Annotated in this window: 14 protein-coding genes; 9 read left to right on the top strand and 5 right to left on the bottom strand. The window is 66.1% G+C overall.

Annotated elements, in window-relative coordinates:
• Window positions 1-19 precede the first annotated feature (19 nt).
• A complete protein-coding gene (locus RU01_RS02485; protein WP_042572927.1) occupies window positions 20-1,309 on the top strand; it encodes a competence/damage-inducible protein A in 1,290 nt (429 codons plus the stop codon).
• A gap of 1,043 nt (window positions 1,310-2,352) precedes the next feature.
• Window positions 2,353-3,057 (top strand): hypothetical protein, encoded by a 705-nt coding sequence (locus tag RU01_RS23505; RefSeq protein ID WP_331386520.1) that lies wholly within the window; start codon window positions 2,353-2,355, stop codon window positions 3,055-3,057.
• Window positions 3,058-3,183: 126 nt separating this feature from the next.
• On the opposite strand, the gene RU01_RS02475 is transcribed toward RU01_RS23505, so the two are convergent.
• Window positions 3,184-3,492: a hypothetical protein gene (locus RU01_RS02475; protein ID WP_042572926.1), complete on the bottom strand. Its 309-nt coding sequence runs from the start codon at window positions 3,490-3,492 to the stop codon at window positions 3,184-3,186.
• Between the two features lie 81 nt (window positions 3,493-3,573).
• Window positions 3,574-5,166, bottom strand: coding sequence for an MFS transporter (locus RU01_RS02470; RefSeq protein WP_042572925.1), 1,593 nt, complete (start codon window positions 5,164-5,166; stop codon window positions 3,574-3,576).
• Between the two features lie 117 nt (window positions 5,167-5,283).
• Here RU01_RS02470 and RU01_RS02465 point away from each other — a divergent pair, with 117 nt between their 5' ends.
• The 3 genes from RU01_RS02465 to RU01_RS23495 are packed head-to-tail and all read left to right on the top strand — an operon-like array spanning window position 5,284 to window position 6,246.
• Entirely contained in the window at window positions 5,284-5,880 is a 597-nt protein-coding gene (locus RU01_RS02465; protein ID WP_052493087.1) for a TetR family transcriptional regulator, read from the top strand.
• A 21-nt stretch (window positions 5,881-5,901) separates the two neighbouring features.
• The gene (locus tag RU01_RS23500; protein WP_331386519.1) at window positions 5,902-6,042 is read left to right on the top strand and encodes a hypothetical protein; all 141 of its coding nucleotides are present in this window, start codon (window positions 5,902-5,904) and stop codon (window positions 6,040-6,042) included.
• Window positions 6,043-6,048: 6 nt separating this feature from the next.
• Window positions 6,049-6,246 (top strand): DUF2834 domain-containing protein, encoded by a 198-nt coding sequence (locus RU01_RS23495; RefSeq protein WP_331386518.1) that lies wholly within the window; start codon window positions 6,049-6,051, stop codon window positions 6,244-6,246.
• Window positions 6,247-6,528: 282 nt separating this feature from the next.
• On the opposite strand, the gene RU01_RS02455 is transcribed toward RU01_RS23495, so the two are convergent.
• The 3 genes from RU01_RS02455 to RU01_RS02445 are packed head-to-tail and all read right to left on the bottom strand — an operon-like array spanning window position 6,529 to window position 9,676.
• Window positions 6,529-7,344, bottom strand: coding sequence for a sugar phosphate isomerase/epimerase family protein (locus RU01_RS02455; protein ID WP_042572924.1), 816 nt, complete (start codon window positions 7,342-7,344; stop codon window positions 6,529-6,531).
• Entirely contained in the window at window positions 7,341-8,522 is a 1,182-nt protein-coding gene (locus RU01_RS02450; RefSeq protein ID WP_082042833.1) for a dihydrodipicolinate synthase family protein, read from the bottom strand. Before RU01_RS02450 ends, RU01_RS02455 begins: the two co-directional genes overlap by 4 nt.
• A complete protein-coding gene (locus tag RU01_RS02445) occupies window positions 8,519-9,676 on the bottom strand; it encodes a Gfo/Idh/MocA family protein (RefSeq protein WP_042572923.1) in 1,158 nt (385 codons plus the stop codon). The genes RU01_RS02450 and RU01_RS02445 overlap by 4 nt, the downstream gene beginning before the upstream one ends.
• A gap of 214 nt (window positions 9,677-9,890) precedes the next feature.
• Here RU01_RS02445 and RU01_RS02440 point away from each other — a divergent pair, with 214 nt between their 5' ends.
• The 4 genes from RU01_RS02440 to RU01_RS02425 all read left to right on the top strand — a co-directional run bounded on the left by RU01_RS02440 (window position 9,891) and on the right by RU01_RS02425 (window position 13,792).
• The gene (locus tag RU01_RS02440) at window positions 9,891-10,922 is read left to right on the top strand and encodes a LacI family DNA-binding transcriptional regulator (protein WP_042572959.1); all 1,032 of its coding nucleotides are present in this window, start codon (window positions 9,891-9,893) and stop codon (window positions 10,920-10,922) included.
• A 116-nt stretch (window positions 10,923-11,038) separates the two neighbouring features.
• Window positions 11,039-11,908, top strand: coding sequence for an ABC transporter permease (locus RU01_RS02435; RefSeq protein ID WP_042572922.1), 870 nt, complete (start codon window positions 11,039-11,041; stop codon window positions 11,906-11,908).
• A gap of 40 nt (window positions 11,909-11,948) precedes the next feature.
• The gene (locus tag RU01_RS02430; protein ID WP_042572921.1) at window positions 11,949-12,974 is read left to right on the top strand and encodes an ABC transporter substrate-binding protein; all 1,026 of its coding nucleotides are present in this window, start codon (window positions 11,949-11,951) and stop codon (window positions 12,972-12,974) included.
• Window positions 12,975-12,982: 8 nt separating this feature from the next.
• Window positions 12,983-13,792 (top strand): ABC transporter ATP-binding protein, encoded by an 810-nt coding sequence (locus RU01_RS02425; protein ID WP_042572958.1) that lies wholly within the window; start codon window positions 12,983-12,985, stop codon window positions 13,790-13,792.
• Window positions 13,793-13,827 lie beyond the last annotated feature (35 nt).

Genomic DNA, 13,827 nt, shown 5'->3' with positions numbered 1-13,827 from the left:
GCCGCCGTAGTGTCGAACCATGGCAGTGCGCGCGGGTGTGGTGGTCACGGGTAGCGAAGTTCTGGCCGGGCGGGTCAGCGACCGCAACGGCCCCTGGGTGGCTCGGCAACTTCTGCAGATGGGAGTCGACGTCGCCCATCTGACGGTGTGCGGTGACCGGCCGGCCGATCTGACGGCCCAGGTCCAGTTCCTCGCCGACCAGCACGTCGACCTCATCATCACGACTGGAGGCCTCGGCCCGACTGCGGACGACCTCACCGTCGAGACCGTCGCCGCGCTGTACGGCCGCGAGATGCACCTCGACGTCGAACTCGAAGGCCGCATCACGTCCATCGTCGAGCGCTGGCGCAGTCGGCTCGGTAGCGTCGCCGACTCCGAACCACTGCGAGCCGGCGTACGCAAGCAGGCAATGGTTCCCGCCGGAGCGCAGTCGATCTCGCCGACAGGCACGGCACCGGGCGTGGCGATGGCCGACGACTCGGGCACCCTCCCCACGGTCCTCATCCTTCCGGGCCCGCCCTCCGAACTGCAGTCGATGTGGCCGGAGGCGATCGAGAGCGCACCCGTCGCCGCGGTGCTCGCGCAGAGGACGTCGGTCACAGAGGACACCATCCGGGCCTATGGCTTGTCCGAGGCCGACCTGGCCGCGACCTTGCGCACCGCAGAGAGCTCGATTGCCGGGTTCGGCGATCTGGCGATCACGACCTGCCTGTCGCGCGGTGAACTCGAGATGGTCACCCGCTACGAGGAGTCTGCGGCCGCCGCGTACTCCGACGTGCTGGCGCTCATCGAGCAACACCATGGCGCGCAGCTCTTCTCGACCGACGGCTCCACCATCGATGACATCGTGGCAGCTCGGGCCGGTGGCCGCCGCATCGCGACGGCGGAATCGTGCACCGGCGGCATGATTGCCGCACGGCTCACCGATCGGGCAGGCTCGTCGGCCTACGTGGTCGGCGGTGTGGTGTCGTACGCCAACGAGGTGAAGATCGGCTCACTCGACGTCCCTGCCGACATGATCGACGAGCTCGGCGCTGTCAGTGAACCCGTGGCGGCTCGCATGGCCGAAGGGGCGCTGCATCGCGTCGGTGCCGATGTCGCCGTCTCGACCAGCGGTGTCGCGGGACCGGGCGGCGGCACGGAGGCCAAGCCCGTCGGCACCGTGTGCTTCGGAATCGCTGTCACGGGCCGACCGACCGTCACGCGGACGCTGCGGCTACCCGGTGATCGTGCGAGTGTCCGGGCACTCTCGGTCACCGTCGCGATGCACATGCTCGCGGATGCACTGAGCGACGCAGCTAACGCCTGACCTCGAGGTCGCCACGCGCAGACGAGCATCGGTCACTACCGTATTGGTCCTCTGCGCGTTCCGGCCGCGCTCGGAGCTCAACCGGTACCGCGACTATCCGGCCCGAAACCACCGAGCGCGACCGCGTGGTGCGCCGTTCGGGCTCAGAAGTAGTAACTGGTATTCGCCTTCGGATAGATGAATCGCACAACGGTCTGATATCCACCGCCGAAGCCCTTTTTGCAGATGAGATTTGCGGTGATCTGTACACGCTGCCCCGTCGCGGACTGAACCGGGGCCCAATTCCCTGGCCGCCAGTTGGTCGAGCCTCCCGGGGATGCCGCAACTTGGAGGCTACTGACGGTACCACCATTACTACAATTCCCATTGGAGTAGTTCGGGTAGATAGTTGCCATCGGCCCTGCGGAGGCAGGCTGTACACCGAGGCCGAGGCCTAGAGCCATGGAACCAGCAACAAGCAATACAGATGCCGGTTTGCGCAGCGACGGACGCTTCATGTGCAACCTCTCCATTCGAGCGCTCGGTAGTTCGAGCGCTGAAGGTGATCGTGCACCAAAGGCGACGCCATGGCGATACTCCGATCGGACTACAAGGTGCAGACGATTACGCCGATAGAGCGACACGACGGCCCCTGCATATCGAACTCGTCGCGAAGTGTGGAGATAAGCTTGGTTGCCTCGTGCGCAATACATGCACCTGCAGGCGCACCGGCAAGACCATGCATGCGAATTTGTTTCGGCAGGTCCAATAGAACGCACTGTGTTGCCGGCCTCAGAGGTCGATGAAAGAAGCTCACGCAAGGCCTCGTCGACAATCGGTAGGCATGATCGAAGTGGGCTCCGTCGCGGTCCCGATCGTGAGGACACGGTTCCAACGATGGCGAGATTGCCTGCAATCCCCGCCAGGCCGGAATGCTCAAACTGAGGGCCAATGAGGCATAGAGCCGATGCGATTCGAACCGAACGAGACAGAGCCGGAGACACCGAAACGTCCCACGCCCACCTAACGTCGGACAGACCAGCGGGCGGAGCAGAATTGAGATCATGACTCCGAACGGTGATCCTCCCCTCCCCCGTTGGCAGTTCGCCTCGAACGACCTCCTCACGCGATACGTCGTGGTCACCGACGAGGACATGCGCGGCTGGTCCATCCACACCCACCACGTAGACGGCACACCTGACACGGCGCCGTTCACCCCACAGCCTGCCCTTGTCAACGACACCGGTCGAGTGTTCTTCCACGATGACGGGCCGACGCAGGTGTGGGCGGCCGAGATAGATGCCGCGGCCTTGCTGGTCAGTCTCGAAACGCCGACGGGCGTCCTGCTCGAGGTCGACCAGTGGGACGCGATGACCGCGTGGCTCGTCGAGTCGATGCAGGACGAACCCGCCGGGCTCGTCATCGATCTCGGACCCAACACCGACATCCCCGACGATGAGCTCGACGACATCGAGCTCATCACCGCGCAGTTGCACCGCCTCGACGATGGCGTGGTGATGGTGCGCCGGTCACGCCGCATCCTGCACACGCTCCGGTTCGCGGACCATTCCGTGCAGGGACTGGTTCTCGACAGATGGCACCACGACGGGCATTTCGACGACTGCACCGATGGCTATCTGTTCAGCCGCGATCTCGCGCTCGCGGCCGGGGCATGTGTCGCCTGGGTACGTGATTCGGGTGGTGTCGAGGCCGCCGATCGGCTCGGGTGTTCGTTCGACTTCGCGGACGAGCTACCCGGGCAGGCATGACGTCCTGCAATCACATCGCGCTCGGGGTCACGTGGTTCGAACAGGTGCGCGGAGCCGGGCTCCGCAAGAACAGTTCTCAGAGGGGGAAACTTGGTTGTCGCGAGACCCTGTCGCTGACGGCGACCGTCATCCACGTCCTGTGATGCGCAGTCCCCGCCACCCCGCCGCAGCGGACGCCACGGCCCCGGCTGCTCCCCCGATCACCGGATAACTCCACCAGGGAACCGGAAGCGCGTTCCACCATCCAGAGCCGGCGTGGTCGAGCGTCAGGGTGGTCGAGTAGCTCCTCGTCATCTCGACACCGCGCAACGGCACGTAGGCGCCGTCGTAGATCACCTCGCTCTGATCACGATAAAGTGCGAACCCCTCGACACCCAGGAAAACCAAGCCGATCACGACGCCCGCAAGGGCGCCCCACAGAACGAGGATGCGCACGCAGCACCCTAACCGGCGTCACGCCGTGCGCGGCTTCTCTACGCCGTAGCGGTCGTACCTCGACGGTTGGAACGGCTCGAGTCAGCCCATGTGAACCGGGGTGTCGCCGGCCGGCAGGTCGGTCTTGCGGGCACGAACCAACACCAGCACGATCGGGGTGATCAGGATGACCATGATCGCCGCTGCCGCGAACGCGTGCGCGTATCCGGAGACCTCCGCGGAGAACATGTAGTCGATCGTGGAGTTGATGAAGTTGCGGATCGGTTCCGGCAGGGCAGCGAGCTCGGAATCGGACGGCAGGGTCTGCGACGCCAGAGCCTCCGGGGGCACTCCGGCGGGCGGCACGGGCGCGATGTTCGACGACAGGTACGACGATTTGGCGGACGTGTAGATCGTAGTGAAAACTGCGGTTCCCAAGGCGCCACCGATCTGCAGGGCTGCGTTGACGAGTGCGCTGGCAGCACCGGCGTCGTGATCGGCGACCCCGATGAGTGCCACGTTCTGCATCGGCACCATGAGCAGACCCAACCCGAGCCCGAGGAGCATCACTCCGGGCAGCACGTGCGTCCAGTACGAGGTGTCGACGCCGATCTGCGTGAGCAGGACCAGACCGATGGCCGAGATGACGGGGCCGGCAGCCATCAACGGCTTCGGTCCCACGCGAGGCATCAATGCGGACGCTGCGGCAGCGGTGATCATGATGCCGCCGGTCATGGGGAGGGAGGCGACTCCGGCCACGACGGGGCTGAATCCGAGCACGATCTGGAAGTAGAAGGTCAGGTACAAGGTGCCGCCGAGAAGGGCGGCGCCGATGATGGCCGAACCGAGGTAGGCGGACCCACGGTCTCGATCCAGCAGGACGCCCAGCGGCAGAAGCGGATTGGCAGACCGGGACTCGACGACGACGAACGCGGCCAGCAGAACGATGCCCAGCGCGATGAAGCTGAGGGTTGAGACGTTGGACCAGCCGTCTTCAGCCTCGGTGAACCCATAGACGAGTGAACCGAGCCCGAGGGCGACCAGGATCGCGCCGGGAACGTCGTACCGCGTGTCGCCCTCAGCCTTGCTCTCCTTGACCAACGGGATGGCGGCGGCGGCCGCGAAGATCGCGACGGGAACATTGACCAGCAGGCACCAGCGCCAGTCGGCGTACTCGGTGAGCACGCCGCCGAGCAGCAGGCCTACGGCAGCGCCACCACCGGCGATGGCACCGAAGACACCGAACGCCTTGGCTCGTTCCTTCTCGTCGGTGAACGTGGTGGTCAAGATGGCAAGTGCAGCGGGGGCGAGCAGGGCGGCGAAGACGCCCTGTCCGGCGCGGGCGATGAAGAGCTGGTAGCCCTCCTGCGCCAGGCCACCGATGGCCGAGGCGATCGCGAATCCCGCCATGCCTACGAGGAAGGACCGCTTGCGGCCCCAGTAGTCGGCGATGCGGCCACCGAGCAGCAGCAACGCACCGAACGCGAGCGCGTAGGCGGTGATGACCCACGCGCGGCTGCTGTCGCTGATGCCCAGGTCTTCCTGCGCCTGCGGCAGAGCGATGTTGACGATGGTCGCGTCCAGCACGATCGTCAGCTGCGTGATGGCGACGATGCACAGCACGAGCCAACGACGCTCGTAGTTCGGATTGGCGTCGTTCTTCTCTGACGACACGATGTCGGGCGTGCTGGTCACGGGCGTGCCTCGGTCCTGGAGAGGTAAGCGGTGGATTGTCTTTTCGACGATTCGAAAATGTACCTTCGCGGTCCGACACGGTCAAACGAACTAGTTGGTTGGCGTAGGATTCGGCCTGTGAAGTCGGACACCCCCATATCCCCCGTCGCCTCTGACACGCGTGAACGAATACTCGATGCCGCACGCCGCGAGTTTGCCGAGCACGGCCTCGCCGGCGCTCGCGTCGACCGAATCGCACTGGCGTCTCGCTCCAGCAAGGAGCGCCTGTACGCGTACTACGGCGACAAGGAGCGGCTGTTCGGCGCGGTACTGGACCAAGGTTTCCGGCGGTTCGTCGAGTCCGTGCACTTCACCCCACGCGATCTACCCGGGTACTCCATGAATGCCTTCACCCGCCTCGCGAGTGAGAAGGATGAGCACCGGATGCTGCTCTGGGCGCAGTTGCAGGGCCATCTCCCCGCGAGCGAACACTCCGAGGTGATGAGTGAGCGTGTTCGTGAGGTCGAGCAGGCTCAGCGCGACGGATACGTCGACTCCCATTGGAGTGCAGCCGATTTGATGACGTTGATTTTCGGTGTGCTGTTCAGCTGGTTCACCACACCGGACCTCGACCAGCGAGCCCATCGGCGGTGGGACGACGACGAGATCGCGCGGCATCGTCTCGTCGTCGGCGAGGCGGTCCGGAGATTGGCGGAGCCGCGGGTAGAACGGTGATCACCCGATAGAAGGAGCCCCGTGACCGTGACCGAGGAGCGCCTCCTGATCGCCATCGCCGCAGTCGTCGGCGTCGGCGTCGCTCAGAACGCCATCGCGATCCCCTACGTCCGAGAGCGCGGCACTCGTTCGGTGGCAGACTTCTTCGTCGGCAAGATCTAGTCGACGGTGCCCGGCAAGCTCGCGATGGTCGATCTGATTCTCGTCGTCGTCGCGTTTCACGCGTGGGCGCTGCCGGAGTCGGGTCGACTCGGGATCCGCCGATGGTGGTGGGCAACGCTATTCATGACCTTTACCGTGGGGATCGGCACCGCGATCCCCTTCTTCCTCGCTGCACGGGCTCGGGCGTTGCGACTGTCGACCTGACGGGGTTCCCGCGCGGGAAGACCGTGCCCCCGCTGCACAGCATTCCGCGTAGAAACTTGTCCTCGACAGACGACACCAACGACGCGCGTATCGACGCCTGCACCGACGGGTGCCTGATGATCGCCTCGACCGGCATTGCCGCGGGGTTGCCGCTGTACATAACCAACCCCGACGATTACATCCGACTGGACAAGCTGCTGCAGGTTGTCCCCGTCGCGCGCCCGCGACTCCGCACGAGAGCAGGCAGTGACGGGTGGTCGACTCTCTGCTTCACAACCACGTTCACCCCATCGCCACCAGATCCCGGTACCGCTCCACCACCGTCCCGATCACCTGATCCCCATCCGCAGCCCAGACAGCCGCGTTGAAGATCTCCACTTCCACGTCACCGCGGTAGCCGGCCTCCTCGACCCACCGCCCGATGGTGGCGAAGTCGATCACCCCGTCACCCATCATCCCGCGGGACAGGAGGGGGTCTGCTTCCATCGGCACCAACCAGTCGCACACCTGGTACGAGCTGATGCGGCCACGCTCCCCCGCCTTCTTTATCTGCGCCTCGAGGTCGGGGTCCCACCACACATGGAACGTGTCGACGACGACGCCCACCGCCTCCACCGGATGCGGCTCCGCCATGGCCAGAGCCTGACCCAGCGTCGAGATCACCGCCCGGTCGGCCACGAACATCGGATGCAACGGTTCCAACGCAATCCGCACACCTCGCTCCAGCGCGTACGGCACCAACTCGGCGAGTCTCTCGGACACCCTCGCCCTCGCACCGATCAAGTCGCGACCCGGGATCCCGCCCATCACCATCACCAGTTCGGGAGCCCCCAACTCGGCTGCCTCGTCGAGCGCGCGACGGTTGTCGTCGAGCCCGTCATCGTCGATGGCCGTGAGGAAGCCACCGCGGCATAGGGTCGACACCCGCAGCCCGGCATCGGAGATCATCTTCGCCGACTCCGTCACCCCGGCTTCCTGCACACGATCACGCCACGGCCCGATCGCACCGAGCCCTGCTCGCGCCGCGCCCTCGACGGCCTCCTTCAGGGTCCAGTTATTCACCGTCTTGGTGTTGAGAGACAGGCGTTCGAGACTCATGCCGACACCCCGTTCAGCTCCAGGTACACGCCCATCCGGTGCACGGCCAACGCCGGGTCTGCCAGTAGCCCAGCACGATCCGCCAGGACGAACAGTTGCGTCAAGTGCTCCACACTGCGCCCCGACGCCAACCCGCCGACCATCGAAAAGCCAGGCTGCTTCCCGTTCAACCACGACAGGAACGCGATGCCCGTCTTGTAGTAGTAGGTGGGCGCCGCGAAGATGTGCCGGCCCAGGTCCTGCGTCGACCGCAAGATCTCCTCGGCCCGAGCCGTGTTGCCGCGATCGAGCTCCTGCAACGCCGTGGACGCCGCGGGGTAGATGCCGGCAAAGATGCCGAGCAGCGCATCCGAGTGATGTTCACCGTCGCCCATGATGAGCTCCGGATAGTTGAAGTCGTCCCCGGTGTACAGCCGCACTCCGTCGGGCAGAGCCGCGCGAAGGGCGATCTCATGCTGAGCGTCCAGCAACGACACCTTCACGCCGTCGACCTTCGCGGCGTGCGCGTTGATGAGTCCGCGGAACGTCGCGGTCGCCTCGTCCACGGACGCGCTCCCCCAGTAACCCTCGAGCGCAGGGTCGAACATCGTTCCGAGCCAATGCAACACGACGGGCTCGTCGACTTCGTCGAGCAACGTCGAGTAGACGGACAGATAGTCGTCTGGCGACGACGCCACCCGCGCCAGCGCACGCGAGGCCATGATGATCACCTTTGCGCCGGACTCCCGCACCACCGCGATCTGCTCGCGGTAGGCGTCGAGGACACGAGCGAGGCCCTCCCGGCCCGACGGCAACGTCGTCAGGTCGAGCTGGTCCGTTCCGGCTCCGCAGGCGAGTAACCCACCGACCCGAGCGGCCTCGGCACCCGATCGTCGGATCAGCTCGGAGGTCGCCGCCCAGTCGAGGCCCATGCCGCGCTGCGCGGTGTCCATCGCATCGGCGACACCGAGGCCGTACGACCACAGCTCGTGCCGGTATGCGAGGGTGGCATCCCAGTCGATGTCGGCTGGTGCGCCAGGTGTGTTGTCGCCCGTCGTGCGCGGAATGACATGTGCCGCTGCGTAGGCGATGCGTGAGGTGATCGGGGAGGTGGGCTTCGTCCACTCACCGGGCTCCCCCAGCTGGTACGAGCCGTGGCCCGGCAGTGCGATGGTCAGGCGCGAGTCGACGGCGGTCACAGCGAGATCTCCGGCACGTCGAGGCGGCGGCCCTCCGCGGAACTGCGCAGGCCGAGTTCGGCCAGCTGGACACCGCGCGCGGCGGACAGCAGGCCGTAGCGGTGGGGGCGCTCGGCGATGACGTCGCGCAGGAACTCCTCCCACTGCAGCTTGAAGCCGTTGTCCAGATCGGCGTTGGCCGGGACGTCGAGCCACTGGTCGCGGAAGGGTTCGGTGACGGGCAGATCGGGGTTCCACACGGGCTTGGGGGTGTGTGAGCGGTGCTGCGCGACGCAGTTACGCAGTCCCGCCACCGCGGAACCGTGAGTGCCGTCCACCTGAAACTCGACCAGTTCGTCGCGGAACACACGGACGGCCCATGACGAGTTGATCTGCGCGACAACACCGTTCTGCATCTCGAAGATGCCGTACGCAGCGTCGTCGGCGGTGGCGGCGTACTCGTTGCCCTGCTCGTCCCACCGCGTCGGGATGTGGGTGGTGGCCTTGGCGGTGACGGTCTCGACCTTGCCGAGGATGCCCTCGAGCACATAGTTCCAGTGGCAGAACATGTCGACGACGATGCCGCCGCCATCCTCTGCGCGGTAGTTCCAGCTGGGGCGTTGCGCCGGCTGGCCGTCGCCTTCGAAGACCCAGTAGCCGAACTCGCCGCGTAGGGAGAGGATGCGCCCGAAGAAGCCCTCGTCGACCAGTCGCTTCAGCTTTACCAGTCCGGGGAGGTAGAGCTTGTCGTGGACGACGCCGGCCGTGACGCCCGCGTTCTGCCCGATGCGCGCCAGCTCGATGGCCTGCGTCAGTGTCTCGGCCGTCGGCTTCTCGGTGAAGATGTGCTTGCCGGCCTTCATCGCCGACGACAGTGCCTCCGCGCGACGTGAGGTCACCTGGGCGTCGAAGTAGATGTCGATCGACGCATCATCGATGACCGACTGCGCGTCGGTGGTGTACTCGGCGATGCCGTGCTGAGCGCAGAGTTCCTGCAGCTTGGCCTCGTTGCGGCCGACGAGCACCGGCTCGACCTGGACGCGCGATCCGTCCGCGAGCAGCAACCCGCCGGCGTCGCGAATCGGGAGGATGGAACGCAGAAGGTGCTGACGGTAGCCCATGCGACCGGTGACGCCGTTCATGGCGATGCGCAGGGTTCGGGTGGGGTGAGACATCGAATGGCCTTTCTGACTGCTCGGCAGCCAGGTCTGAAGAGTGCACGACCGAGGGGAACGAGGCGCGCGAGGGCCTCGGGAGACGGTGCGGCGGAAAGTCCTGCACGCGTCGAGGGGCAAGTCAGCTTCGGAATGCGCTTTCCAAGCTATGCTGTCGAGGTCGATCGGTCAACAGGCACCGGCAGACCGCAACGATTTCATGGGGGTGGCGAGCATGGCGGCAGTGCGATTGCGTGACGTGGCAGCAGCGGCCGGCGTCTCCCAGGCCACGGCATCACGGGTGCTCAACGGCTCGTCGAGGGTGCCCGGCGAGGGCGTCGCCGACCGAGTCCGCGCCGCCGCAGCCGATCTCGGTTACATTGCGAATGCCCAGGCCCAGGCTCTGGCGCGGTCGTCAACGGGGCTGATAGGCCTCGTCGTGCACGACGTCGCCGACCCGTACTTCTCCTCCATCGTCCGCGGCGTGCAGAACGAGGCACGTGACGCCGGCAAACTCGTGCTGCTCGCGAGCACCGAGCGCGACTTCGCCATCGAGCGACAGTCGGTGAGCACGTTCATCTCCCACCGCGCCGATGCCATCATCCTGGCCGGATCGCGGCAGAGCGGCGACCTCGACCGCGCCCTGGAACGCGAATTCGAGGCGTATCGGGACAACGGCGGCCGCGTCGTCGTCATCGGCCAGCCCATGCCGTTCGGAGCGGCTGTCGAACCCGAGAACCATTCTGCATCAGCAGCATTGGCCGAAGCACTGTACGAGCACGGCCATCGGCGGTTCGCCATCATCGGCGGACCGGGCAACATCCGGACGTCCGCGGACCGTCGCAACGGATTCGTCGAGGCACTCTGCCGTCACGGCATCACGCCGGAGATCGAGGTGGCCGGCGACTTCTCCCGCGACGGCGGCTACAGCGCAGCACGACGCCTCGCGGCGGCGCTGGAACTGACGCCCGGTCACGGCGCTCCCCCGTGTGTCTTCGCCGTCACCGACGTCATGGCCATCGGAGCCATCGCCGCATGGCGTGAGCTGGGCCTGAGCGTTCCTGCCGACGTCTGCGTCGCGGGTTTCGACGACATCCCGACGCTGCGAGACCATGTCCCGAGCTTGTCGACGGTGGCATTGTCTCTCGTCGACATCGGCGAGCGTGCCGTCCAGCTAGCGCTCGACCCATCGGACCGCGCCCTCGACGCGCACGAGTACGCACCGGGAACGGTCGTCCTGCGCGCGAGCAGCGCCCTGAGCAGGTAGTTGTCCGTTTTCCTTGACACTGTGGGCGCGATCACATTAGATTCGGCCGCAGCTTCGGAAAGCGCATTCCAGCGGGAGTAGTCGGACCCGCACCACTACTAGCTTTAGGACTCCTCATGGCGGTAACAACGTCGGTCGAGGCCCCACTCGCTGCACGGTCGGCACCGCATCCCGCGCCGACGCGTCGTCGACGGTTTCCCTCGTTCCGCAACACCTGGTCCGGCTTGTGGCGGCCCCTCGCTCTCGTGGCTGCGCTCGTCGTCGCGTGGTGGGCGGTCACGACCACTGAACTGGTTGCGCCCTACATCCTTCCGTCCCCCGGTGACACCTGGTCGACGATGGTGGACAACGCGTCCTACCTCGCCGGACACACCTGGGTGACCACCTACGAGACCATCGCGGGCTTCGTCATCGCCGGCCTGGTCGGCATCGCCGTCGCGGTGGTGATGATCTACTCGTCGTCGATCGAGAAGACGATGTACCCGCTCATCCTCTTCGCTCAGGTCATCCCGAAGATCGCCATCGCACCACTGTTCGTCGTGTGGCTCGGCTTCGGCGCCAGCCCCAAGATCCTGGTCGCCGTCCTCATGGCCTTCTTCCCCATAGTCATCGCCGGCATGGCGGGCCTGCGGTCCGTCGACCCGGAGATCCTCGAACTGACGTCCACGATGGGCGCGAGCAAGTGGAAGACGTTCTGCAAGGTGCGTTTTCCCGCCTCGCTGCCGCAGCTGATGTCCGGCCTCAAGATCGCGGCGACGCTCGCCGTGACCGGTGCGGTGGTCGGTGAGTTCGTCGGCGCCAACGAGGGACTCGGCTACGTGATCCTCCAGGCGAACGGAAACATCGACACCGCAATGCTGTTCGCCGCCCTCATCATCATGTCTCTGCTCGGCATCCTGCTGTTCCTCGTCATCGAGATCGCCGAGAAGTTCCTCATCCCCTGGCACGCATCGCGCCGCTCCACCGCGTCCGTCGGCGCAGTGTGACCCGGCTGCCTCACCCACACCTCCTCGAAAGAAGACTTCCATGAAGCTCAAGACTGCCCTCGTGGCTGCGGTAGCCGCGTCGCTCGCTCTCGCCGGATGTGGCGGCGGCGGTGGCGGTGCGGAGAAGGCTCCGGGCGCCGACGGTGAGACCACCGCAACGTCCCTGATGCTCAACTGGTACCCCTACGGCGAGCACGCACCGTTCTACTACGGCGTGCAGGAAGGCATCTTCGCCAAGCACGGCATCGACCTCACCATCACCGCCGGCCAGGGGTCGACCAAGACCGCGCAGGCCGCCGGCTCGAACCAGACCGACTTCGGCTGGGCCGACTCCGCCGCCGTCATGTCCAACATCGACAAAGGCGTCAAGGTCAAGAGCCTGGGCGTCTTCCTACAGACGACGCCGTCGGCCGTCCAAGTATACGCCGACGGTCCCATCCAGACCACCGCGGACCTCGCCGGCAAGACCATCGCCGTCTCCGCCGGTGACGCGCCCACCACCACGTTCCCGATCTTCCTCGACCGCGCCGGTGTCCCCGAGGACCAGGTGCAGCAGCAGAGCCTCGACTCCGCGGGCAAGATCGCCGCCATGCTGTCCGGCCAGGTCGACGGCCTCATCGGCTTCGCGCACGACCAGGGGCCGAACATCGCGAACAAGTCGGGCCGAGAGATGCGCTACCTCCGCTACTCCGACGAGGGCCTGAACTTCTTCAGCAACGGCCTCATCGCCAACACCTCCACCATCGAGAGCTCCCCGGAACTGGTGCAGGCCATGGTCGACGCCACCACCGAGTCGTTCGAGGCCGCCATCGCCAACCCCGAAGAGGCCGTCAAGGCCATGGTGGGCAAGGACCCGCAGACCCCGCCGGAGTCGGTGCTGCTGCAGCAGTGGCAGGAGACCATCCCGCTGCTCACCACCACCAACACCGAGGGCCAGGCACCGGGCGTCAACGCCGAGGAGGACTGGACCAACACCATCTCCATCCTCGGTGACGCCGGTCTGACCGAGGTCGGAGCCGAGCCGTCGAAGTACTGGGACTCCTCCTTCACCTCCAGCAAGGAATGAGCGACGACATGAGCGCCATCACCCACGAACGGCCCACCACCGTCACCGACACCGCCGTCTCGGTCGACAACCTCACCGTCCAGTTCTCGTCCAAGCGCGGCGACGTCACCGCGTTGTCCGACGTCGACCTGAAGGTCGGCAAAGGTGAGTTCGTCTCCATCGCCGGCCCGTCGGGCTGCGGCAAATCGACACTGCTCAAGGTGGTCGCCGGTCTGACCGGCGCCTCCCGCGGCTCCGTCGAACTGGCCGGCCGCGAGGTGAAGGGGCCGCAGCGCAACATCGGCTACGTCTTCCAACGCGCAGCGCTCCTCGAGTGGCGAACCGTCCGCAAGAACATTCTGCTCCAGGGCGAGATGCGCGGCATGAACAAGAAGGCTGCCGCGGCGAAGGCCGACCAACTCATCGAGATGACAGGCCTCACGGGCTTCGAGGGAGCACTCCCCCATGAGCTGTCCGGTGGCATGCAGCAACGCGTCTCCCTGTGCCGGGCGTTACTGCACGAGCCCGAGGTGCTGCTGATGGACGAGCCCTTCGGCGCCCTCGACGCCCTCACCCGCGAGAAGATGAACGTCGAACTGCACCGAATCTGGCGGGAGACCGGCACCACGGTCATGCTGGTCACCCACTCCGTCGCCGAGGCCGTCTACCTCGCCAACCGCGTGGTCGTCATGAGCCCCAGGCCGGGGCGGATCGTGGACATCCTCGACGTGGACCTCCCGGTGCACCGGGAGTACAGCGCGACGATGGAGAAGCCGGAGTTCATCTCCGTGGCCAACACGGTGAGGGACCTGCTGGGGGCTACGACGGGGGCGGATTGATACCGACGCGCTTCGGCAACTCCTGGCTATGGCTC

The sequence above is a fragment of the Rhodococcus sp. MEB064 genome (assembly GCF_000834565.1).
In the GTDB taxonomy this organism is placed as follows: domain Bacteria; phylum Actinomycetota; class Actinomycetes; order Mycobacteriales; family Mycobacteriaceae; genus Rhodococcoides.
This window is presented reverse-complemented; position numbering and strand designations above follow the sequence as displayed.

Bases quoted from the DNA above. Each gene is read 5' to 3' on its own strand.
- RU01_RS02485 (WP_042572927.1), top strand. From the start codon at position 20: ATGGCAGTGCGCGCGGGTGTGGTGGTCACGGGTAGCGAAGTTCTGGCC.
- RU01_RS23505 (WP_331386520.1), top strand. From the start codon at position 2,353: ATGACTCCGAACGGTGATCCTCCCCTCCCCCGTTGGCAGTTCGCCTCG.
- RU01_RS02455 (WP_042572924.1), bottom strand. From the start codon at position 7,344: ATGAGTCTCGAACGCCTGTCTCTCAACACCAAGACGGTGAATAACTGG.
- RU01_RS02445 (WP_042572923.1), bottom strand. From the start codon at position 9,676: ATGTCTCACCCCACCCGAACCCTGCGCATCGCCATGAACGGCGTCACC.
- RU01_RS02440 (WP_042572959.1), top strand. From the start codon at position 9,891: ATGGCGGCAGTGCGATTGCGTGACGTGGCAGCAGCGGCCGGCGTCTCC.
- RU01_RS02435 (WP_042572922.1), top strand. From the start codon at position 11,039: ATGGCGGTAACAACGTCGGTCGAGGCCCCACTCGCTGCACGGTCGGCA.
- RU01_RS02430 (WP_042572921.1), top strand. From the start codon at position 11,949: ATGAAGCTCAAGACTGCCCTCGTGGCTGCGGTAGCCGCGTCGCTCGCT.
- RU01_RS02425 (WP_042572958.1), top strand. From the start codon at position 12,983: ATGAGCGCCATCACCCACGAACGGCCCACCACCGTCACCGACACCGCC.